Annotated in this window: 10 protein-coding genes and 2 riboswitches; of the genes, 1 reads left to right on the forward strand and 9 read right to left on the reverse strand. The window is 63.1% G+C overall.

Features of this window, described 5'->3' with window-relative positions:
• Position 1 precedes the first annotated feature (1 nt).
• The 7 genes from KP003_RS05870 to KP003_RS05900 all read right to left on the reverse strand — a co-directional run bounded on the left by KP003_RS05870 (position 2) and on the right by KP003_RS05900 (position 11,551).
• The gene (locus KP003_RS05870; protein ID WP_216791065.1) at positions 2 to 1,690 is read right to left on the reverse strand and encodes a transporter substrate-binding domain-containing protein; all 1,689 of its coding nucleotides are present in this window, start codon (positions 1,688 to 1,690) and stop codon (positions 2 to 4) included.
• 161 nt (positions 1,691 to 1,851) lie between these two features.
• A complete protein-coding gene (locus KP003_RS05875) occupies positions 1,852 to 2,277 on the reverse strand; it encodes a fasciclin domain-containing protein (protein ID WP_216498595.1) in 426 nt (141 codons plus the stop codon).
• 320 nt (positions 2,278 to 2,597) lie between these two features.
• Positions 2,598 to 4,790 (reverse strand): catalase/peroxidase HPI, encoded by a 2,193-nt coding sequence (gene katG / locus KP003_RS05880; protein ID WP_217300479.1) that lies wholly within the window; start codon positions 4,788 to 4,790, stop codon positions 2,598 to 2,600.
• A gap of 200 nt (positions 4,791 to 4,990) precedes the next feature.
• Entirely contained in the window at positions 4,991 to 6,973 is a 1,983-nt protein-coding gene (locus KP003_RS05885) for an alpha-amylase family glycosyl hydrolase (RefSeq protein ID WP_217300480.1), read from the reverse strand.
• A gap of 57 nt (positions 6,974 to 7,030) precedes the next feature.
• Positions 7,031 to 9,511 (reverse strand): DUF8189 domain-containing protein, encoded by a 2,481-nt coding sequence (locus KP003_RS05890; protein WP_217300481.1) that lies wholly within the window; start codon positions 9,509 to 9,511, stop codon positions 7,031 to 7,033.
• A 373-nt stretch (positions 9,512 to 9,884) separates the two neighbouring features.
• The gene (locus KP003_RS05895; RefSeq protein WP_216498599.1) at positions 9,885 to 10,256 is read right to left on the reverse strand and encodes a pyridoxamine 5'-phosphate oxidase family protein; all 372 of its coding nucleotides are present in this window, start codon (positions 10,254 to 10,256) and stop codon (positions 9,885 to 9,887) included.
• Between the two features lie 458 nt (positions 10,257 to 10,714).
• Positions 10,715 to 11,551, reverse strand: coding sequence for a CheR family methyltransferase (locus KP003_RS05900; RefSeq protein WP_216498600.1), 837 nt, complete (start codon positions 11,549 to 11,551; stop codon positions 10,715 to 10,717).
• 490 nt (positions 11,552 to 12,041) lie between these two features.
• A riboswitch (cyclic di-GMP riboswitch) is annotated at positions 12,042 to 12,121 on the forward strand.
• A gap of 247 nt (positions 12,122 to 12,368) precedes the next feature.
• Positions 12,369 to 12,446: riboswitch (cyclic di-GMP riboswitch) on the forward strand.
• Between the two features lie 159 nt (positions 12,447 to 12,605).
• Between KP003_RS05900 and KP003_RS05905 the strand changes: the two genes are divergently transcribed.
• Complete coding sequence (locus tag KP003_RS05905) at positions 12,606 to 16,028, forward strand: LamG-like jellyroll fold domain-containing protein (RefSeq protein WP_217300482.1); 3,423 nt, start codon at positions 12,606 to 12,608, stop codon at positions 16,026 to 16,028.
• Positions 16,029 to 16,316: 288 nt separating this feature from the next.
• Here the strand turns inward: KP003_RS05905 and KP003_RS05910 are convergent, their stop codons facing one another.
• Both KP003_RS05910 and gltB read right to left on the reverse strand, forming a co-directional pair.
• Positions 16,317 to 17,798 carry a glutamate synthase subunit beta gene (locus tag KP003_RS05910; protein WP_216791077.1) on the reverse strand — a complete coding sequence of 494 codons (1,482 nt, stop codon included), beginning with the start codon at positions 17,796 to 17,798 and terminating at the stop codon, positions 16,317 to 16,319.
• A 150-nt stretch (positions 17,799 to 17,948) separates the two neighbouring features.
• The gene (gene gltB / locus KP003_RS05915) at positions 17,949 to 22,529 is read right to left on the reverse strand and encodes a glutamate synthase large subunit (protein WP_216498603.1); all 4,581 of its coding nucleotides are present in this window, start codon (positions 22,527 to 22,529) and stop codon (positions 17,949 to 17,951) included.
• Between the last annotated feature and the right edge of the window lie 408 nt (positions 22,530 to 22,937).

Here is a 22,937-nt window from a genome sequence, read left to right on the forward strand (position 1 = left end):
GTCATGCTCCTTGAAGGGCGGGCAGTGCCACCCGCACCGTGGTTCCCTCGCCCGGCTGCGACTCGAAAACCATGGTTCCCTCGTGTTCCTTTATGATGGACGCCGATACCGAGAGGCCGAGCCCGGTCCCCCCCGCCTCGCGCTTGGTGGTGAAGAACGGGTCCGCGATGCGCGGCAGATCCTCGCTGGAGATGCCGACCCCCTCGTCCCGGACCAGCAGGAGTACCTCGTTGCGCTCGGCATCGTAGCCGGTGGTGAGATAGATCCCCTTTCCCGGATCGGGGAGCGCCTGGCAGGCGTTGAGGATCAGGTTTACCACCACCTGCTCGATCCGCTGCGCGTTGCCTCGGACCGCCGGGAGCCCTTCGGCAAGCTCGGTGACGACGTTGCCGGTGGTCTTGCGGATGGAGTTTTCCACGAGCCTCAGTGATGCCCGGACCACGTCGTTCAAGAGCACCGACTGGTCCATCTGCGAGGTGTCCTTGCGGGCGAAGTCCTTGAGGTCCTCGACGATCCGCTTGATCCGTGTGGCCCCGTCGAGCATCTCGTCGATGAGCAACGGGATGTCCTCGCGAAACTGGGAGTAGCGCATCCCGCCGATCAGGAAGTCCCCTTCCTTTTGGAACCTCTCTTCCAGGTGCTCTTCGGCCGAACGGAAGATCTTCTTCAATACCGGCAGGTTGTAGAGCAAAAGCCCGGTCGGGTTGTTGATCTCGTGGGCAATGCCCGAGACCAGGATGCCGAGAGATGCCATCTTGTCCGCCTGGATCAGCTGCTGTTGCTGCAACTGCATCTCCTGCGTGCGGAGTGCGACTTCCTTGGTGAGCCTGCGGTTGATGTAGCCGATGGCGCTGAGCAGCAGCAACAGCGGCAGCGCCGTGATGGCGGCGTAGGTGACGATCCTGCGCCAGGAGACGGTAGGCGGTTCCAGTGCGCCGAGCCACTTGTCGTGGATCTTCTGGTAGCGCCCGGTGTTTTTCAGGATGGCGAGCCCTTCGCTGAACTGGGACAGGATCTGGTCGTTGCCCTTTTTGACGGCATAGCAATACGGTTGACCGGCGAACAGTTTGCCTACCGGCACGATGTTGGAGAGGCCGAACTCGCGGCTCAGGTAGAGTCCGGGGAGGTTGCCGACCAGGGCGTAGTCGTGCTTGCCGGCGGCGAGCTGGCGCAGCGCGTCGATGTGGGTGTCGACGGGGAAGATGGCGGCTCCCACGTTCTTTTCCAGGAGGTAGTCGTGCATCATGCCGCCGTTTTGCACGAAGACCTCTTTCCCCTTGAGGTCGCTCAGGTTCTGCACCGTCCTGGCGCCGCGGCGGGCGAAGACCGACTGGTTGATGATCGAGTGCGGCGGTGAGAAGTCGTAGTCCCTGGCCCGTACCTCCGCCTGGACCATCCCCTGGACGATGTCCACATCGCCCCTCTGCAGTGCCTTCCGGATCTCCTCCCAGCGACCGAGGCGGATCTCCACCGTCATTCCCATCACCTCCGCGATGGCGCGGGTCAGGTCGACGTTGAAGCCGGCCGGGTGACCGTCCTTGTCGAGGAATTCGTAAGGGGGATAGTTGTGGTCGCCGCCGACGACGATGGTTCCCGCCGCTGCAGCCCAACCGGAGCAGGGCGTGAGCATGCACAGAACCAGCAGCAGAACCGGCAGGAAACGGCGGGTGTATGGGAGGGCGTAAGTCATGCAGTGCCGTACGAAATCAAAGGGAATGTGGAGTAAAGGCTATCTGAGACACCTCTGCGCTCCCGCCTGAACATGAATTGACAGACCTGTGGGCGCACCTGAGCGTACTACCATCGCACAAGCGTTAGCAAGAGGAAATCAACGAGGACGAAAACCAAGTGTCAGCAGCAGCCGCCGCAGTACCAGCCGGAAAACTCGGGCAGGAAGACGTTGTCGATGACCTGGATCAAACCGTTGCCGCAGGTTATGTCGGTCCGCACATACTGAGCGTTGTCGATCACAAGGCGCCCCCCTTGGGTACGGACACTGAGCGATTTGCCACTTTCTGTTAAAAGGTGATCGTTCTCAGCGATCTGCGCGGAGTTGTGCGCCCCCTTGACGACGTGATAGGCGAGGAGTGAGGCCAGTTTATCCTTGTCGGCCGCGATGACTTCCACCTTCACGCGCGTGAATGCCTCGTCATCGGGAGCGAACAGGGTAAAGGCTCCAGCGCCGTGCAGCCTCTCAGTCAGCCCGGCGCTCTCCAGCAGCGAGAGCAGGGTCTGAAAGGAACCGTCCGTCTTCAGTGTGTCGATGATGTCTTTCATGTCCTCCCTCCTTCACAACCGGCCCATGTGATCATGGTCCGGTGGGTAGCACTTTTACATAAGGTCGCTGTGCTGTCGGGACTGCCTTAATTATAGAAGGGGCGCAGGATGGATGGGAAGAACAAACATTGTGTCGTATGAGAGGGAAAACGGCCCCCTCGAAATGCCCCTGCCTCAGTCATAGACCTTGCCCTGGAAGGGATGACTCCTTGCAGGCTAAAAAAGGAAACGGTTCAGGGGATTCCTGAACCGTTTCGCTTAGAGCGCAATTTTTCATAACCACCGGCTCGGGTGAACACGAGGGTGCCGTCGCCGGCGCATCAAGGTTTGGCGAGATCGAAGCGGTCGAGGTTCATGACCTTGTCCCAGGCGGCAACGAAGTCGCTCACGAACTTCTCCTGGGAATCACGGCAGCCGTACACCTCGGCCAGAGCCCGAAGCTGGGAGTTAGAACCGAAGACGAGATCGACACGGGTGCCGGTCCACTTCAGTTCACCGGTTCTGCGATCCCGCCCTTCGAAGACGTCGCCTGCCTCCGATGCACTCTTCCAGGTCGTACCCATGTCGAGCAGGTTCACGAAAAAATCGTTGGTAAGCGCGCCCGGCCGGTTGGTGAATACGCCGTGTCTGGTCTGTGCGAAGTTCGCTTCCAGGACGCGAAGGCCACCGATCAGCACCGTCATCTCGGGAGCGGTGAGCGTCAGCAACTGGGCCCGGTCGATCAGCAGCTCCTCCGGGGTCACCGAGTATCGGGCTTTGAGGTAATTTCTGAACCCGTCGGCTGCGGGTTCGAGGGCCGCGAACGAAGAGACGTCGGTCTGCTCCTGGGAGGCATCGGTGCGCCCCGGTGTGAAGGGTACCTTCAGATCGTGCCCGGCGTTGCGGGCTGCCTGCTCGACGGCCGCGCACCCGCCCAGGACGATCAGGTCGGCAAGGGAAACCTTCTTGGCGCCCTGTGTGTCGTTGAACTGTTTCCGGATCTCCTCGAGGGTCTTAAGCACCGCCGACAGCCGGGGCGGCTCGTTGACTTCCCAGTCCTTCTGCGGGGCGAGGCGGATGCGCGCTCCGTTAGCCCCGCCGCGCTTGTCGGAACCGCGGAAAGTCGCTGCCGACGCCCATGCGGTGGAGACCAGTTCCGGGATGGACAGACCGGAGGCGAAGATCCGCTTCCTGAGCTGCGCGATGTCCCGCTCGTCGACCAGCTCATGATCGATTGCGGGGACGGGGTCTTGCCAGATCAGTGCCTCGGACGGCACCTCGGGGCCGAGGTAGCGGGAGCGGGGCCCCATGTCGCGATGGGTCAACTTGAACCACGCCCTGGCGAAGGCGTCAGCGAATTCTTCCGGGCTGTGCAGGTAGCGCCGCGCAATCGGCTCGTAGATTGGGTCGAAGCGAAGGGAGAGGTCGGCTGTGGTCATCATCGGGCGGTGTTTTTTCGACGGGTCGTGGGCGTCGACGACCATGTCTTCTTCGGCAACGTCCTTGGCGACCCACTGGTTTGCGCCCGCCGGGCTCTTGACCAACTCCCATTCGTACTTGAAAAGCACCTTCAGGTACCCCATGTCCCAATGCGTCGGCTGCGGCTTCCATGCCCCCTCCAGTCCGCTGCCGATGGTGTCTCCCCCCTTGCCGCTGCGGAAGCTGCTCTTCCAGCCAAGCCCCTGCTCCTCGATGCCGGCGGCCTCGGGTGCCGGTCCGACATGCACCGGATTCCCGGCTCCGTGGCACTTGCCGAAGGTGTGTCCGCCCGCGATGAGAGCGACCGTCTCTTCGTCGTTCATGGCCATGCGCTTGAAGGTCTCGCGGACATCGCGCCCTGAGAGGACCGGATCCGGGTTGCCGTTCGGCCCTTCCGGGTTGACGTAGATGAGCCCCATCTGCACGGCGGCGAGCGGATTTTCCAGGTCCCGCTCACCGGAATAACGTTTGTCTCCGAGCCACTCGGTCTCTGCGCCCCAGTAGGTCTCGTCGGGCTCCCATACGTCCTCGCGCCCTCCGGCGAAGCCGAAGGTCCTGAACCCCATCGACTCCAGCGCGCAGTTGCCGGCGAGAATCATGAGGTCGGCCCAGGAGATCATCCTGCCGTATTTCTGCTTGATAGGCCAAAGGAGCCGGCGCGCCTTGTCGAGGTTCACGTTGTCCGGCCAGCTGTTCAAGGGGGCGAAGCGTTGGTTCCCCGATCCTGCGCCGCCGCGGCCATCCCCCGTGCGGTAGGTCCCGGCGCTGTGCCAAGCCATCCGGATGAAGAGCGGCCCGTAGTGACCGTAGTCGGCCGGCCACCACTCCTGCGAGTCGGTCATCAGTGCGTAGAGGTCCCGTTTCAGTGCCTCCAGGTCGAGCTGCTTGAAGGCCTCAGCGTAGTTGAAACTCCCGTCCATGGGGTTGGACTGGGGCGAATGCTGGTGCAGGAGTCTCAGGTTCAACTGGTTCGGCCACCAGTCCCGGTTGGTGCGACCGCCGACCGCCGGGGAGCTGGTTGCGCCCGTTACCGGGCATTTGTTTTCCGCCTCCATGGTTTCCCCCTCCTTCTTAGTGTGACAAAACCGTTAACTTGGCCTGCAGCTGTAAATAATACCGTCACAGGGGCCTTGTGTCTAAGGGGTGACCCGTTTGGATAGCGGAAGTGGTGTTTGAGAATCCGGATCCCGGCTTGAAAAAAGGGGCTCGCAGAATCTGCGAGCCCCAAGAATTGCTCTGGCGGCAAAAGCCGGTGTTACTGGGAGAGAATCAGCGCGCTGTAAGGACCGATCCCGATGCTCCCCTGGAAAGACAAGCCGTCGCGGCTTGCCGGGTGCGCCTCGGTGGCAAAACTTGCGTGATTCCCGAAGCCCTGGTCGTAATCCCGGGAGTCGCTGTTGAACCGAACCTGCCACAACCCGCCTCTTGGGAACCCCAAGGTGTAACTGTCGTAGGACCGGTTGGCGAAGTTGAGGATGACGACCACGTCGTCCCCCCCGCCCCCCGCATCCCAACGGTGAAAGGCGACCAGCTTGTCGGCGTCGTTGACATGGAAGACGTTGAGGTGTTGCCCCCGCAGCCCTCTCGTGTTGTCGTGCCAGTTCCTCCGCAGCCGGATCAGGTCCTGGTAGAGCCGGAAGGTTCCGCTGAATTTCCCTTCGGGGGCGCACCGCTCCGGCAGGTCCGGGCAATCGCTGCAGGAGATGGCCTTCTCGCAGGGACCTCCGGTCGCGGAGAGGCATTTGAGCCGGCTGTTCAGGCAGCTTCGGCACTCTTTGTCGATCTCGCAGAAGCGGTTCCAATCGACGCCGCTGACCGCGCGGTCGTCTCCGAACTTCCGCCACTCCAAAAGCTCCTGCCCCTGGAGAAACATCTGCATCCCGGGTGCGGTCATCATGAGGGCGGTTCCGAGGCCGATCCGCTTGCGCACCAGCCAGCTTTCGTCGACCCGCCCGAAGTCGATGCAGTCGGTGAGCCGCAGATGCGCTGCCTGGTCGTGGGTCTCGATGGCGACGACGCGCTGGTACCGGTCGGTGCCGTAGCGCCCCTCGATTATCCTGCGGACCTCGTGCATGTTCCGGTCGCCGTCCCAGGTCTTTGCGAGCTGGTCGCGGCTTACACCGATGAATGCAGCGTCCCACTGGGCACCGAAACCGGCACCGCCGCTGCCGGTATCCTTGACGATCCATTCGTTCCCCTGAAGGTCCTCCGCGATGGTCAGCAGGTTGCGTCTGGGGTGCTCGGCCCGAACGCAGTTGTTCATCTCCTGCAGCATACGCCAGCCGTCGGGCAGGTCGTTGGCCGGATCGTTGTTGTTGCCCTTGGCGTTGCGTATGTTCACCACGGAGTCGAAGCGCACCCCGTCGATCCGGTACTCCAAAAGCCACATCATCAGGTTGTCGCGCAGGTAGTCGCGGACCTGGGGCCTGCCGTAATCGGGGCGTGAGCCCCAGGGGGTGACGGCGCGCGGATCGTTGTAGAAGTAGACGCCGCCACCTTCCTGGAGCGGACCGCCTCCTACGGAGAACGGTTGCTGCCACGGGGTGATCTGCCACAACGACTTCGGTCCTGCGGGGTTGAGATGGTTGTACACCACGTCGATGAGCACCGCGATACCCCGGGCGTGCGCGGCGTCGACGAACTGCTTCAGGGCGCGCGGACCGCCGTAGTCCGCCTCGACGGCGTAAAGCCCCGCAGGGTTGTAACCCCACGATCTTTCGGTGGCAAACTCCGTGGTCGGCAGCAGTTGGATCGCGTTGACCCCGAGCTTCTGCAGATACCAAAGGTCGTCCAGCACCCCCTTCAGCAGCTCCGAGCTTTCCACGGTCTTGTCGGGGTAGGTGCCGGTGTGCATCTGGTAGATCACCAGCTCGTTCCAGGGCGCCATCCGGAAGTCGTTGACCTTCCACTCATACTCCCCCAGGTGGACGATGGAGTTGTCCGCGGCGCCGACCATGGCCTGCGCCCTCGGATCGCTCTTGTCCCTTCCGTCCACACGATAGACGTACTGCTGTCCCTCCTTCACGCCGGCAACCGTCACCGACCAGCAGTCGTTCCACTCGTTGAGCATCGGGTAGATGCGCTCGTTGCGGTCGTCGTCGTAAAGGACGAGCTTCACGTCCCCGGCAAAAGGAAGCCACGCCCGGAACCTCACCCCGTCCTCGACGCGAAAGACACCGAGTTGCTGCATCCGGTAGTCCGACGCGTATCGTTCCGTCCCTTCAGTAGTCAAGGTCATGTCTCCTCCGTAAATGGCGGCGCCGGGCAGTTGTCTGCGCCGGCGCCGGTCGTCTGCTTACAGCGGCTGTTCACCGCACCAGCCGTTATTGGGGGGCGTCTGCCAGTTGTGGTAGATACGTGTGTTGGTCCCCACGTAGAATATCTCCAGCCTGCCGTCGGCGTTGCGCCCTACGGTGAGTTGCTTCGCCATCCCCAGCATCGGGTTCTCTCCGCTCCAGCCGTTGTTGGGCCTCGTCTGCCAGTTGTGGTAAATGCGGTTGTTGGTCCCGATGTAGAAGAGCTCCAGCCGCCCGTCTGCGTTCTTTTCCAGCGTGAGTTGCTTCGCCAGGCCGCCCAGGGCCGCCTCCCCGCTCCAGCCGCTGTTGGGCGCGGTCTGCCAGTTGTGGTAGATCCGGTCGTTGGTGCCGACGTAGAAGATCTCGAGGCGCCCGTCCGCGTTGCGGCCGACCGATATCTGCTTCGCCAGTCCCCCAAGGGACGCTTCGCCGCTCCACCCGCCGTTGGGGACGATCTGCCAGTTGTGGTAGATACGGTCGTTGGTGCCGACGTAGAAAATCTCGAGGCGCCCGTCGGCGTTGCGGCCGACGGTGATCTGCTTGGCGGCACCTCCCATCGGGCATTCGCCGCTCCAGCCGTTGTTGGGCCTGGTCTGCCAGTTGTGGTAGATCTGGTCGTTGGTGCCGATGTAAAAGATCTCCAGCCGCCCGTCCGCGTTGTTGGCGACGGCGATCTGCTTTGCCGCTCCGCCCAGCGGCTGGTCGACGATCCAATCGCCGTTGGGGGCCACCTGCCAGCTGTGATAGATCTTGCTGTTGGTCCCGACGTAGAAGATCTCACACCTGCCGTCCTGATTGCGTCCCGCCACCACCTGCCGGGCCATGCCCCCCAGGGCGACCCCTCCGTGCCAGCCGCCGTTTTGGACCACCTGCCAGTTGTGGTACAGCGCGCTGTTGGTCCCGATGGAGAAGACTTCGAGGCGGCCGTCGGCGTTGTTGACCTGGCAGAGCTGGGTGGCGAAGGGCGCTGCGGTATCGGCCTGCGTAAAGGTCATGACCGGCGCGGGAGGGGAGATCTGCACGATGTTGAGGCCGGAAGGGGAACCATCCCACCACTTCGAGCTCGGCGCGGTCGCCGCGGTGAACTGGGCCGCGGCAGGCGCCGCAAAGAGGTCGTTGCCGTCTCCGTAGTTGGCGCGCCGCTCCAGGTGGAACTGGTTGTCCGCCTGCTCGAGGGCGCACTCGTAGTGCTGGGAGGGGCTCATCTGTTCCCAGTTGTTGCTGCCGAGCTCGTCCACATGCCATATCGCCAGCCCCGCATCGGGAAGCCCCACGTTGCGTCCGGATTGCTGCAGGTTTTCCAGGAGGAAGTACTCGGTCGGCCGGTTGGGGACCCCGTAGAGGAAGAACCGGTTCTGCCCAGCGGGCGCCGTGGCGGTCATCCCGTCGGTGATCCTGGTCACCTGGGTCGCCCAACCCGCCTTGTACTTGAGGTAAGCGCAGACGCTCACCGGGTTCTTCGGATCCGGGCCACCGTAGGCCATCAGGCAGTACTGGCCGTTGCCGTTGGACTCATAGCCGTAGTCGTAGAGATCGGGAAAATCGCAGAGCATGTGGCCGTTTTCGTGGCAGAAGGTCTCGAGGGAAAGCTCGTCGCCCATGTTGGTGATCTGGTAGTCCGAGAAGGTCTTGCCGCTCCCGGCCTGGTATCCGCCCATCGCCGATGAATGCGGCCACAAGCCTTTGGCCCACTGGTTGACCAAGCCGCCGGCGTAGAAGACGTTGAGGGCGTAGACGTATCCGTCCTCGTCGCTGCTAAGACGGCTGAAATCGAACTGCTTCGCCTTCAGGTCGTCGAGCGCCTCCCGGATCAGCTCCTGCGCCCTCACGCCGCACGGCACCGCCGGATCGGTGTAGTAGGCCCGAGGATGCTTCGCGGTGTAGTAGGGTGGGACGATGTTGGTGTATTGGAGGCGGCCGGCGGAGTTGTCGAGGTAGTAGTCGTAGACAGAGCCGTTGTTGCCGTAGTTGCTGTACCCCCGCTTGTTGCAGAAGTCGGCGACCTCCTGCTGCGGGATGGTGTCCGGGACGTCGGGGAACCTGACCAGGAGGCAGAGACCGGTGTAGGCGCCGGTACGGGCTTCGGAGGGGGGAGCGGTCAACGGACCTGCCAGCTTCAACGCCTGTTGCAGTCCGGTCCTCCTGTTTTCCCTGCGGATCTCCCAGCGCCGCCTGGTCCCGAGCGCCTGCTGCCCGGCCAGCGCCAGACCGCGGATGGCGTGCGGAGTCGGGCGGAGGCCAGGCTGGAGTCCGAGGCTTTTCGGATCCGCACTCCCTACCCGGACCCCGGACGGGATCAGGGACGCCTGATCCTGGGCCAGCATGGCATAGTCATAGTAACCGGTCTCTGGATTTGGCACCACGGTGTAGCCGTCACTTTCGAATACGGCGAAGTTCTGGTCTCCCCATCCCTGGACTTCGATGCGGGTTCCGTCGGGGTTGCTGAGGGTGAATGGCTTGTGGGCGAATGGTATGCTCATAGCTTCTCCTTTGCATGATTGGGATCAAAGTCTGACGAGCCGATACGCCTTTATCACCTCCTTTTTTCGCGCTGTTTCCACAGCACCTTCTTTTTCAGAAACAAAAAAAGCCCTCCGCGGCGGCAGAATGCGGCGACCGCGCAGGCCCAACATGGCTGTGGAGGCAAGAGATGTACTTGATGGAGCCGGCGGAGTGGTTTGTTCCGCCGCCCCGGGGCAGGTCAGGAACACGGTGGGAGCGCCCTGGCTTTCGGGTAAATTATATTAGTTTAATATTTAATGCTGTCAAGGCCCGGGAGAACCTCACCAGCGCAGGCATCCGCAGTTGGACAAAAAAAAGCGGCTGCAGGTGGCTGCAGCCGCGGCAGGAGTTCTACCAGGTCTGGGTTATCGAGTCGGGGGTGACGGCCAGGGTGGCGCGCAGCCAGCCGAACTTCGATTTTAGCTGATCGAAATCGGGTCCGGACGTTATGAATGCGGCCTCCCCCTTGATCAGAAAACCCGCGCCCGGGCCGTGCAGCCCCTGCACCTTGCTGCTCCCCACGGTGATCAGCACTTCCGGGTTGAAGGCGACGTTGGCCTCGGTCCGGTGCATGTAGCCTGCGGGAATGAGGACGCGCCCCTCGTCGGAGATGCGGATATAGCTGTTCCAGGTGTTGACCAGGTGCGGTCCGTTCTCCCCCAAGGTTGCGATTGCGACCACGCCATCCTGTTTCAGAATTTCGAGCAGTTTTTCGGAAATCATTTCTACCTCCTGTTGGTGATCTTGCGCAGCCACACGGCGTGACTGCAAGAGTTTATGTCCATCCTGGGCCAGAACCAGAAAGCCCCTCTCTACCGGCAGCTCCAGGACCAGGTCAGGGAGCAGGTGCTCTCGGGAAAGTTCGGGGATCGGGCTCCCCGCCGACGCCTGCGTTAGGCTAGATGAAAATTGCCCCCAGGAGTAGGGTCAGAACAGAATAAATTTGTGGGGTCAGAAGGCCTGCCCGGCAGGTGCGGGTGTAACCCTGCCGGGCAGAGGGGAGAAGAGGATGGGGGCGGGGAGAAGGGGAGGGAAATTGCTGGTGGCGACGGCCCCGGCAATGCCCTTCAAAGCTCGGGAGGCCAGCCGGTTTGGCCGCGGCGAGCACGAGACGAATGACGGCAGGTGCTGCGCGAACATCGCCGCCACTGCGCGCAGCGCCTTTGGGGTGGAAGCCGGGATTACCCCTGAGGGGCGCCGCCAAGGAAGTGCGGTTTGAGAGAGAATACCTTTTCGCCCCTATGCTCGAAGCGCTGATCTCCGCCGAGGCCCGGTTCAGTCTCGCCCATGAAGAGGAGCCCGCCCGGTTTCAGCATCCCCGCCATCCGCCCGACCAGCCCCTGCTGTGTCGCGGGATCGAAGTGGTCAAAGACCTCCTTGCAGAAGATGGCATCGTATTTCCCTTTCAGCACCCATTCTTGCGCTGCGAGGTTACAGGGGAGAAAGGAGACCATGCGCCGGATCTCGGGCACCACCTGGTAGGCCTCTTCGCGGCAGGCGAGCCGGACAAGGTACTTCTCTTTGTACTGCTGGGGAAGGTGCCGCAACCGGTCTGCAGGATATACCCCGTCCTCGGCGACGGCCAGCGCCGAGAGGTCGATGTCGGTGGCGAGAATCTTCATGGATCGTACGTCCCCCCCCAGCGCGTCATGGGCGGTCATCGCCATCGAGTATGCCTCCTCCCCCGTGCCCGCGGCACAAGACCAAAGCAGCGCCCCGGGGGTCCGTAGGACCTGCAGGTACTCCTTCAGCATCGCGAAATGCGCAGCATCTCGGAAAAAACAGCAGGGGGATGAGCCAAGGGCGCTGGTGAAGGCGCCCCACTCGTTCTTGCTGTCGACCACCAGCCGGTCCAGGTACTGCGAAAAGTTCTGCGCAGAGGTGCCCTGCACCCGTTGCGACATGCGGTTGTACACCAGGTCCTTGGTGTGGTGCCCCAACGTGATCCCGGTGGAGGAGCGGTACATGTGGCGTATGCGGTGAAAATCGCTGCTGGTGTAATTGGCCTGTGCAGTCATGGCTTCTCCCTCCGTGCTTGTTGTTCCCGTGTCGTCCGATATGGACCGGCGCGTGCCAGTGTCGTTTTTGGGTATCTCGTAAACACGATCCGTTCCCATCAGGCCTCCGGAAGGGGAAAAAATGTCCCGCCGGGGCAGCTTTCGTATAAGTTGCCGAAGTCGCATGCCTTTAATGGGCGAGTGCCGTAGCTGTCCAGCGTGAAGCCGGTAGCCAGACGGTTTAATGAGGCGCGTAGAGTTGTGGCATGCCACAGTCGTCGGTCCCCAGTATTGTGGCACGCCACACTCGCGAAAGTCGTGAGGAGGTAACGCGGAGGCCGTGGTCATAAAAGGGGCCCGGCGCGCTTTTACCTTAGGCTGAGAGTGTCTCTGCCTGCCTCGCACAGGCATAAAAAGTTGCGAACAGGATGAGAAGTGACTTCTGTCATAAAAAAACATTTGCCATTTGGCGATTACTGTGATACATCTCTGCATACAACTTAAAAAACGTTCTCCGAACGGGCAAAACCAGAGTAATCTGGTGACGCAAAGCCACGGGTCCTTATCACAGAGGATAGCCGGGTTGCCGAAGAGATGGATATGCATCCTGGCACCCGGAACGTATTGGCAAAAGGAGCACTCTCATCTTCGGAACTGAGAGTGCTCCTTTTTTTTTGCGCTCTTTCTTCAGGTGATTGCGGAGCCTTCGCAAGGCAGGGTGACCTGAAACAAACGCTCGCAAAGGGCGGTCGCGTCAGTTGTTCGTTCTCGTAAAAATTAAGTCGCGATTCAATCCCCCAGGCAACAGTGCGTCGCAGGGGGTGAGCGAATCGGGAAGTCGCCGAAAGGGTAAAGCACGGGTAACCGTGTGGCACAGAGCCACCATCCAGCGCAGCTGGTTAGAGGGGCCGTCGAAGTGACTCTGTAGCGGGAGTTTATCTTCGTCATGCCAGCCTGCCCTTTCCGGGGCGGGCTGTTTCTTTTTTTGGCCGATTTCTCCTCCCTTACACGAAAAAGGCGGGGAGGGGGCTTCAAATGTCATGCAATGAAATAAAGCCTACGGGAGGAGTCAACTATGAGCACGGTTCGTAGTCTGATGACAGGCAGTTCGGTACTGCTGGCGCTTTGCAGCGCGCCGGCACTGGCGGCGATTGACGCGACACCACCAACCACGACGATCAACGTCGCCGGCGTGAGGGGAGGAGGCGGGGGGTACGCATCCGCGGTGACCGTGACCCTGACGGCCGCGGATGACGCGGGCGGCGCCGGGGTGGCGAGGACCGACTACAGCCTTGACGGCGTCACCTGGCAGCCGTACTCCGCACCCTTCGTGCTGGACACCGACGGAGACAGCTACCTCTCTGTCAGGTCGACCGACCTGGCGGGCAACGTCGAGGCACCGGCCAAGTCGCAGCTGGTGCGGATCAACAAGGCGGCGCTGGTCGGCTGGTGGAAGCTGGACGCGAACTGGAACGGCTCGTCCATCTACGGGAACAACGGCTACCCCATGAACGCGCCTACCTTCAGCACCGACGTCAAGGTCGGCACCGGGGCCGGGAGCTTCAACGGCTCGAGTAGTTACGTCTCGGTTATCGACAGCCCCAGCCTGAAGTTGACCTCCGGCATGACGCTGGCCGCCTGGATCAAACCGTCCGACGTCACCCAGTACCGGCAGATAATCAGCAAGTTCAGTTACGGTGGCTATGCCTACCAGATCGGCCTGGCTCCCACCGGTAACATCCGCACCGACATCAGCAAGGACGGCACAAGCTACGATCGCCTGGTTACTACCAACGCGCCGATCACCCCCAATACCTGGCAGCATGTCGCGGCGACCTTCGACAACGGCGTTCTGAAACTCTACGTGAACGGGGTCGAGGTCGCCGGCAAAACCTCTACGGTCCCCAAACTGTTCCTGGGATCTGCCAACCTCAACCTGGGCCGCAACTCCGACTGCATCCAGTACTTCAACGGCCTCATCGATGACGCCCTGGTCTACAGCAGCGCCCTTTCCGCCGGTGACATTCAGGGCCTTTACCTTGCCGCTGCGGTGGGGCTTCCCACCGTTTCTCCCCTGCCGTCCGCGACCTCCGCGGCAACCGTAACACTGAGCGGCACCAAGCCCGCCAATACCGCCGTCGTGGTCAACGGCGCCACCCTGGTTCCCCTGGACGCCGGCACCACCTGGAAGACGACCTACACCCTGGCGCAGGGGATCAACTCGGTATCCGTTACCGCGCTGGACGGACAGAATCTGAGCAGCGCGCCGGTCACGCAGAGGGTGGTCCTGGACAGCTCGGCGCCGGCGGTGACGGCGACCGCACCGGCAGCCAACGCCCTCCTCCAGACCGCGCCCGGCGCGGTCAGCTTCACCCTCTCGGACGCCTTTTCCTCGCTCGATTTTGCCGCAACCTTGAGCGGCGCCGCGCTGACCAACGCCTCCGGCACCAAGATCGCAGGGACCTGGAGCAGCTCAGGTGCCGGCAGCGGCGGTACCGTGAAGTTCACCCCGGCGTCCACCCTCCCCGAGGGGACCTACAGCTGCGTCATCAACCCGACCGACAGTTTCGCCAATGCCTCCTCCTACCGGCTCGCCTTCACCATCGACAGCACTCCCCCCGCTGCGCCTGTAATCGATCCGGTGCCGGCGCCGACCAACGCCGCCAGCAAGATCATCACCGGTACCAGGAGCGCAGACAGCTCGGCAGTCACGGTTAGCTGCGCCGGGGCCGGCATCGGCCCGGTCTCCTACCCGAGCGCGACCACGTGGGGCGTCGAGGTCACCGGCCTCAAGGAGGGGAGCAACGTCATCACGGCCAGCGCGGTCGACGCGGCCGGCAACCAGAGCGCCCCCAGCGCAACGACGGTCATCGTGGACCGCACCTCCCCCACGGTCAGCTCGACCACGAGCGGCGGCGCCTACGCCTCCTCCCAGACCGCTGCCCTGAGCGCCAGCGAGCCTGCGGTGATCTACTACACGCTCGACGGCTCGGTGCCGACCACAAGCGACAGCGTCTATGTCGCGCCCATCTCCATCACGACCTCGGCAACCCTCAGGTACTTCGCCAGGGACCTGGCAGGAAACGTGAGCGACGTCAAGACCGATAACTTCGTCATCGACACCGCGGCTCCGACCCTGGCCCTGTCCACCCTGAGCGACGGCAGCTACACCAACAATGACATCCTCAACATCGCCGGCACGGTGACGGACCAGACGGTCGTTCAGGAGTTCAGCATCAACGGCAACCCCGTCCCGCTCAACGCGGACGGGAGCTTCACCTACGCGCTGGCGCTCAAACCCGGGGCCAACACGGTGACCGTGGCGGCCATCGACCAGGTCGGCAACCGTAGCGGCGAAACGCGCACGGTGACCCTGGACCAGACGGCGCCCGCCCTGGCGATCGGCAGCCCGGCCGACAACAGCATGACCGGTTCCGCGTTGCTCACCGTCGGCGGGAGCGTGGACGAGACCTCGAGGGTGGTGGTCAGGCTCGGCGACAACGTTCAGGCTGCCGCCCAGACCGGCGCCGCCTTCAGCGCCTACCTCTCCCTGATCCCCGGCTACAACACCATCGAGGTGACGGCCACGGACCTGGCCGGCAACCAGAGCACGCTGAAGCGGACCGTGCTCTATGACAACCAGAAGCCGTCCCTGTCGATCAACGCGCCCAACCAGGACCTGCGCATCAACCAGAGCAATCTCACCATCAAGGGGTCGGTGGCCGACTCTCTGACCGCTGTCGGTGTCATCATCAAGAAGGACAGCGAAACCTTCACCCCCCCCGTGGTCAACGGCAGCTACGAGCAGACGGTCTCCCTGGACCAGGAAAAGACCTATGACATAGTGGTCACCGCGACCAACGAGGTGGGCACCTCGACGACCGTGCAGCGTAACGTCATCTATGACATCACCCCCCCGGTACTGGGCATCGATCCCCCGGTCAGCCCGACCAGCCAGACCGGCCTCACCATCACCGGGATCAGGGAAGCCGGGACGGCGGTGACCGTTGTCTGCGCCACGGCGACGGTAGGGGAGATCGTCTACCCGACCGACACCACCTGGCAGGCGGATCTTTCCGGACTCGCCGAGGGGGGCAACCTCATCAGTGCCGCCTCGACCGATGCGGCCGGCAACGCTGTCACCGCGACGGCGACCGTCGTCCGTGCCACCAAGCCGCCCCAGATCACCCTCACCGCGACACCCAGCGTCCTGTGGCCTCCCCAGCACAAGATGGTGCCGGTGAAGATCAGCGGCGGCGTGACCGGCAGCGGAGCCCCGGTCAAGTCGGTCTCGGTATCGGTGAGCGACGAGTACGGCAAGATCGCCTACAAGAACCTGAAGCTCGGCGGCACCATCATGCTGGAGTCCTGGAGAAACGCCAACGACGCGGACGGGAGGAAATACACCATCACCGTAGCGGTAACCGACGCGGCGGGGGTAACGACCACCAAGACAACGACGGTGACGGTCCCCCACGATAAAGGGAAGGGGAAGTGAACACTTCGCCCCGCTAAGGCACCCCGCCCGCCCGAGGCGGAGCAGGCTGTGAAGAGCAGCATGAAAAAAGGCACCCGGTTTTCCGGGTGCCTTTTTCGTTGCAGCGGGGGCGGCGAGCCAGAAGTAAGTTGCGGTGATTCTAACTAATCCCCCCTGTCCCCCTTTCGCAAAGGAGGGACGTTGGGGCTCGTGCAGCATTTCGGTGCGAACAAAAAAAGAGGCATGCGGGGACATAAAAAAAGGCACCCGGTTTTCCGGGTGCCTTTTAGCATTGATACGGTGATGCGACTACGGGAGTTCGGTCTCTCCCATCAGGAAGCGGTCGCATTCGCGGGCCGCGCCGCGCCCCTCGTTGAAGGCCCACACGACGAGGCTCTGGCCGCGACGGCAGTCGCCGGCGGCGAAGACGCCCGGTATGTTGGTGGCGTAGCGGTTGAACTCCGCCTTGATGTTGCTGCGGGGGTCGCGCTCGAGCCCGAGCGCCTCGGGAAGCTCCTGCTCGGGGCCGAGAAAGCCCATGGCCAGGAGCACGAGGCCCGCGGGGCGGACCTGCTCGGTTCCCGGAACCGGGACCGGTATGAACTGCCCCTTCTCGTTTTGCTTCCACTCCACCTGGACCGTGTGCACGGCTGTCACGTTCCCCTGTGCATCACCCTCGAACTTGGTCGCGGTGGTGACGAAGACGCGCGGGTCGGCGCCGAACTTGGCTGCCGCTTCCTCCTGGCCGTAATCGACCTTGTGGACCTTCGGCCACTCCGGCCACGGGTTGTCGTCGGAACGGGTGTCGGGGAAGCGGGGCATGATCTCGAGCTGGGTGACAGAGTTGCAGCCGTGGCGCAGCGAGGTGCCGACGCAGTCGGTGCCGGTGTCGCCGCCGCCGATGATGATCACGTCCTTGCCTTCGGCGGAGATGAACTCGGCCCCTTCGTTCAGGACCGCCTTGGTGTTGGCGGTCAGGAAGTCCATGGCGAAGTGGATCCCTTTTAAGGAGCGCCCGTCGATGGGGAGGTCGCGGGGGAGGGTGGCGCCGGTGGCAAGCACCACGGCGTCGAATTCGCCGCGCAGCTTCTCCACCGGGTAGTCGGCGCCGCCGATGGCGGTGTTGCAGACGAAGTTGATCCCTTCCTGCTCCATCATCTTGACACGGCGCAGCACCACCTCGCGCTTGTCGAGCTTCATATTGGGGATGCCGTACATCAAAAGCCCGCCGGGGAGGTCGGCCCGCTCGAACACGGTGACCTGGTGCCCGGCCTTGTTGAGCTGGGCGGCGGCAGAGAGGCCGGCCGGGCCGGAACCGACCACGGCGACCTTCTTGCCCGTCCTCACCTGCGGCGGGTTCGGGGTGATCCACCCCTCCGCCCAGGCGCGGTCGATGATGCTCACCTCGATGTTCTTGATGGTGACCGCGGGGTCGATGGAGCCCAGGGTGCAGGACCCCTCGCACGGGGCGGGGCAGACCCGGCCGGTGAACTCGGGGAAGTTGTTGGTCCGAAGCAGCCGGGCCAGGGCCTGCTTCCACAGGCCGCGGTACACCAGATCGTTCCATTCGGGGATCAGGTTGTTGATGGGGCAGCCGCAGGCCATGCCGCTCACCAGCATGCCGGTGTGGCAGAACGGGATGCCGCAGTCCATGCAGCGGGCACCCTGGGTGCGCAGATGATCTTCCGGCAGGTGCAGGTGGAACTCGTTCCAGTCCTTTAGCCTCTCAAGCGGCTCGCGGTCGGCCGGGAGCTCGCGTTTGTATTCCATGAATCCGGTAGGTTTTCCCATAGCTCTATCCTTAAAATCAGGTTGAGGTCGAGGTTAAGGTCGAGAGGTTCTGCCAGCCTTAATCCCTTCCTGCTTTTTCAATCGGGCTCGAGGCCGGGCAGGGCCGAGGGTGAGTTTTAGCTCAACCTCAACCTTGACCTCGACCTGCTTTTAGTGTGCGGCCTGGTGCGCGTTCTCTTCGAAGGCGGCAGCCAGCGCGTCATCGCCGGTGAGGCCGGAGGCCTGGGCGCGCTCGAGTGCCTGGAGTACCCGCTTGTAGTCCATCGGCATCACCTTGACGAACTTGTGGGCGTGGGTCTTCCAGTCGTGCAGGATGCGCGTGGCGCGTGCGCTGCCGGTCCGCTTGGCATGCTGCAGGATCATTTCCCGGAGGGTTTCCAGGTCCTTCTCGTCAAGCTGCTCAAGCGCCACCATCTCGGTGTTGCAGCGCTCCTTGAAGTCCCCTGCGCTGTCCAGGACGTAGGCGATGCCGCCGCTCATGCCGGCGGCGAAGTTGCGGCCGGTTTCACCAAGGACCACGACGGTGCCTCCGGTCATGTACTCGCAGCCGTGGTCACCCACCCCTTCCACGACGGCGTCGACGCCGGAGTTGCGCACGCAGAAGCGCTCGCCGGCGATGCCGCTTATGTAGGCGGTACCGCTGGTGGCGCCGTAGAGGGCGACGTTGCCGGCGATGATGTTCTCCTCGGCCTTGAACGGGGAGCCGTCGGGGGGGTAAACAACGATGGTGCCGCCGCTTAGGCCCTTGCCGAGGTAGTCGTTCACGTCACCGGTGAGCTCAAGGGTCATCCCCTTGGGTACGAAGGCGCCGAAGCTCTGCCCCGCGGAGCCGCGGAACTTGAGCCTGATGGTGTCGTCGGGGAGGCCGGCGGCGCCGTGGGCGCGGGTGACCTCGTTGCCGACGATGGTGCCGACGACGCGGTCGATGTTGGTGATCGGGAGTTCCGCGCTCACCTTCTCGCCCTTCTCGATGGCGGGCTTGCAGATCTCCAGGAGCCTGGTCATGTCGAGCGACTTGTCCAGGCCGTGGTCCTGCGATTCGGTGCAGTAGCGGCTTCCCTTGATGCCGGTCTGCGGCTGGTACAGGACGTTGCTGAAGTCAAGCCCCTGGGCCTTCCAGTGGGCGACGGCGCGTTTGGGCTCCAGGCGGTTGGCGCGGCCGACCATCTCGTTGAAGGTGCGGAAGCCGAGTTCCGCCATGATCTCCCGAACCTCCTGCGCGATGAAGCGCATGTAGTTGACCACGTACTCGGGCTTGCCGGAGAAGTTTTTCCTGAGTTCCGGATCCTGGGTCGCGACGCCGGCTGGGCAGGTGTTGCTGTGGCAGACGCGCATCATGACGCAGCCCAGGGTGACCAGCGGCGCGGTGGCGAAGCCGAACTCCTCGGCGCCTAGAAGGGCGGCGATGGCGACGTCGCGGCCGGTTTTCAGCTGGCCGTCCACCTCGACGATGATCCTGCTCCTCAGGTTGTTGAGCATCAGGGTCTGGTGGGTCTCGGCGAGACCGAGCTCCCAGGGGAGACCCGCGTGCTTGATCGAGGAGAGCGGGGAGGCGCCGGTGCCGCCGTCGTAGCCGGAGATGAGCACCACGTCGGCATGGGCCTTGGCCACGCCGGCCGCGATGGTGCCGACCCCGACCTCGGAGACCAGCTTGACGCTGATCCTCGCGCGGCGGTTGGCGTTCTTCAGGTCATGGATCAGCTCCGCGAGGTCCTCGATGGAGTAGATGTCGTGGTGGGGCGGCGGCGACACGAGGCCGACGCCCGGGGTGGTGTGGCGGGTCTTGGCGACCCAGGGGTACACCTTGGACCCCGGCAGCTCGCCACCTTCGCCCGGCTTCGCGCCCTGCGCCATCTTGATCTGCAGCTCGTTGGCGTTGGTGAGGTAGTTGCTGGTGACGCCGAAACGCCCGGAGGCGACCTGCTTGATCGCGCTGTTCTTGGAGTCGCCAAGCTCGTTGGTCCAGGTGAAACGTTCCGGATCCTCGCCCCCCTCGCCGGTGTTGGAGCGGCCGCCGATGCGGTTCATGGCGATGGCGAGCGCCTCGTGCGCCTCCTGGCTGATGGAGCCGTACGACATGGCCCCGGTCTTGAAGCGCTTCATGATCTCTTCGACCGACTCGACCTCGTCGATGGGGACCGGGATGCGGATGTCGGTGTTGAAGTCGAGCAGGCCGCGCAGCGTGTAGATACGCTCGTTCTGCTCGTCGATCAGCTTGGAGAAGACCTTGAACTCCTTGTAGTCGTTGGTCCTGGTCGCCTTCTGCAGCGACTGGATGGTGAGCGGGTTGAACAGGTGCTCCTCACCCTCCTTGCGCCACTGGTACTGCCCCCCCGGGTCCAGGGTCGGATCCGCCGGGACCCGCTGCGGGTAGGCCTTTCTGTGGCGGATCAGCAGTTCCTGGGCGATGCCGTCGAGGTCGATGCCGCCGATCCTGGACGGTGTCCAGGTGAAGTACTTCTCGATCAGCGACTGGTGCAGGCCGACCGCCTCGCAGATCTGGGCGCCGCGGTAGCTCTGGATGGTGGAGATCCCCATCTTCGCCATGGTCTTGACGATCCCCTTGATGGAGGCCTTGACGAAGTTCTTGACCCCTTTTTTGTAGTCGAGCCCGGGGAGCATCCCCTGCTGGATCATGTCCTCGATGGACTCGAAGGCGAGGTAGGGGTTGATGGCGGTGACGCCGTACCCCAGGAGCACCGCGAAGTGGTGCACCTCGCGCGGTTCACCCGACTCGAGGATCAGGGAGGCGTGGGTCCTAGTGGCGGTGCGGATCAGGTGGTGGTGCAGGCCGGCCACGGCCAAAAGGGCCGGCAGGGCAGCGTACTCTTCGTTCACGCCGCGGTCGGAGAGGATGAGGACGGTGGTCCCCATCTCAATGTGACGGATGGCGCTGCTGAACAGGCTGTCGAGCGCCTTCTCCATCCCCTCGGCGCCGTCGGCCGCCTTGAACAGCAGCGACAGGGTCGCGCTCTTGAAACCGGGACGGTCGAGTTCACGCAGCTTCTCGAGCTCCTCGTTGGTGAGGAGCGGGTGCTCCAGCCGGATGACGCGCGCGCCGGTCGAGGAGGGTTTCAGGAGGTTCGTTTCCGAGCCGATCCTGACCGCGGTCGCGGTGATGATCTCCTCACGGATCGGGTCGATGGGCGGGTTGGTCACCTGGGCGAAGAGCTGCTTGAAATAGCTGTAAAGAAGCTGCGGCTTCTCCGAGAGGACCGCGAGCGGGGTATCGGTCCCCATGGAGCCAAGCGGCTGGATGCCGTCGGTGGCCATGGGCCCTATGATGGTCTCCTGGTCCTCGAAGGTGTAACCGAAGGCCTTCTGCCGCTGCACCAGGGGGGATTCCTCGACTGCCTGACCCTTCGCCTTGGGAAGGTCAACCAGGGGGAGGTGGTTCACCTTGACCCAGTCAGCGTAAGGCTTGGCTGTTGCCAGCCCGTTCTTGATCTCCTCGTCCGGGATGATGCGCCCCTGCTCGGTGTCGACCAGGAACATCTTGCCCGGCTGGAGGCGGCCCTTCTTGATGACCTTCTCGGGCGGCACCTGCAGGACGCCTGCCTCGGAGGCCATGATGACCAGGTCGTCGTCGGTGAGGTAGTAGCGGCACGGACGCAGGCCGTTTCTATCGAGGACAGCGCCGATGATGCGGCCGTCGGTGAAGGTGAGGGCGGCGGGTCCGTCCCACGGCTCCATCAGGCAGGAGTGGTACTCGTAGAATGCACGCTTCTCCTTGCTCATGGTCTCGTGGTTTTCCCACGGCTCCGGCACCATCATCATCACGGCGTGCGGCAGGGAACGGCCGGTCATGAGCAAAAGCTCGAGACAGTTGTCGAACATGGCCGAATCGGAGCCGTTGGTGTTGATGACCGGCAAGAGCTTCTTGATGTCGTCGCCGAACAGCTCGCTGTTGAACATGGACTGGCGGGCATGCATCCAGTTCACGTTGCCGCGCAGGGTGTTGATCTCGCCGTTGTGCGCCAGGTAGTGGTACGGATGCGCGCGGTCCCAGCTCGGGAAGGTGTTGGTGGAGAAGCGGGAGTGGACCACTGCGATGGCAGACTCGACCGCGGGGTCGCGCAGCTCGGGATAGTACTGGTCCAGCTGGGCCGGCATCAGCATCCCCTTGTAGACGATGGTGCGGGTCGAGATGCTGGCCACGTACCAGTACGGATCGACCTCCTGGTCGCGGATCTCGTGGATCGCCCTCTGGTTCACCAGGTAGAGCTTCCGGTTGAACGAGTCCTCGTCCGGGCAGGAGGCGCCACGCTTGAAGAAGATCTGGCGGACCAGCGGCTCGCCCGCCTTCGCCGTGTCTCCAAGCGAGGAGTTGTCGGTCGGCACCTCGCGCCATCCGATCACCTCGACCCCTTCCTCGGCGATGATGCGCTGGAAGATGTGCTTCGCTGCGCTGCGCTCGGTGGGTTCCGGGGAGGTGAAGAGCATGGCCACGCCGTAGTCGCCGGGGGCAGGGAGCTCGAAGCCGGCCTCGGGGCAGACCTTGCGGAAGAAGGCGTCGGGGAGCTGGATCAGGATGCCGGCGCCGTCGCCGGTGTTGTGTTCGCTGCCGACGGCCCCGCGGTGGTCCAGGTTCTCCAGGACGGTGATCGCCTGCTGGACGATCTCGTGGGACTTCTTCCCCTTGATGTTGGTGACGAAGCCGACGCCGCAGGCGTCGTGCTCGAACTGGGGATCGTACATCCCCTGCTTCTTTGGTAATCCGATTGTTTTCATGATGCAACCTTTGCGGGGGTAGTGTTCGGACGAATGAGTCAACGGTTATCAGCAGTTACCGTGCCATGTGAAACGTATACGGCTGTCGGGGGCGATTGGCTCGCAAATACAGGAGGTTCCGGGGTGTGTATGTTCTAATACTCACGCGGCGCGGCGCCTTTTTGTCATACACGTGATTACAACTGTTACTCAGTTGTGTACTCATGGGTGGACGCCGGGAGAAATGTGTAGTCAGCCAGGAATGGATAGCAGTACCAGATCGCTTGCATCGGCAGAACTCCTTTCATGCCTTGTGTGGTCGGTGTTCTGGGTAGAGTGATTCGACGCTGTTACTTGTATCGGCGTGAAGCGGGAAAGGATTTAAGAGAAAACGGTGACCGCTGTCCCACGCGGAAGGCTGAGTCGGCC

The organism is Geomonas diazotrophica (genome assembly GCF_019063885.1).
GTDB lineage: Bacteria > Desulfobacterota > Desulfuromonadia > Geobacterales > Geobacteraceae > Geomonas > Geomonas diazotrophica.

What these genes read in the sequence shown, in the direction of transcription:
- KP003_RS05870 (WP_216791065.1), bottom strand. Translation starts at nt 1,690, where the DNA reads ATGACTTACGCCCTCCCATACACCCGCCGTTTCCTGCCGGTTCTGCTG.
- KP003_RS05875 (WP_216498595.1), bottom strand. Translation starts at nt 2,277, where the DNA reads ATGAAAGACATCATCGACACACTGAAGACGGACGGTTCCTTTCAGACC.
- katG (WP_217300479.1), bottom strand. Translation starts at nt 4,790, where the DNA reads ATGGAGGCGGAAAACAAATGCCCGGTAACGGGCGCAACCAGCTCCCCG.
- KP003_RS05885 (WP_217300480.1), bottom strand. Translation starts at nt 6,973, where the DNA reads ATGACCTTGACTACTGAAGGGACGGAACGATACGCGTCGGACTACCGG.
- KP003_RS05890 (WP_217300481.1), bottom strand. Translation starts at nt 9,511, where the DNA reads ATGAGCATACCATTCGCCCACAAGCCATTCACCCTCAGCAACCCCGAC.
- KP003_RS05895 (WP_216498599.1), bottom strand. Translation starts at nt 10,256, where the DNA reads ATGATTTCCGAAAAACTGCTCGAAATTCTGAAACAGGATGGCGTGGTC.
- KP003_RS05900 (WP_216498600.1), bottom strand. Translation starts at nt 11,551, where the DNA reads ATGACTGCACAGGCCAATTACACCAGCAGCGATTTTCACCGCATACGC.
- KP003_RS05905 (WP_217300482.1), top strand. Translation starts at nt 12,606, where the DNA reads ATGAGCACGGTTCGTAGTCTGATGACAGGCAGTTCGGTACTGCTGGCG.
- KP003_RS05910 (WP_216791077.1), bottom strand. Translation starts at nt 17,798, where the DNA reads ATGGGAAAACCTACCGGATTCATGGAATACAAACGCGAGCTCCCGGCC.
- gltB (WP_216498603.1), bottom strand. Translation starts at nt 22,529, where the DNA reads ATGAAAACAATCGGATTACCAAAGAAGCAGGGGATGTACGATCCCCAG.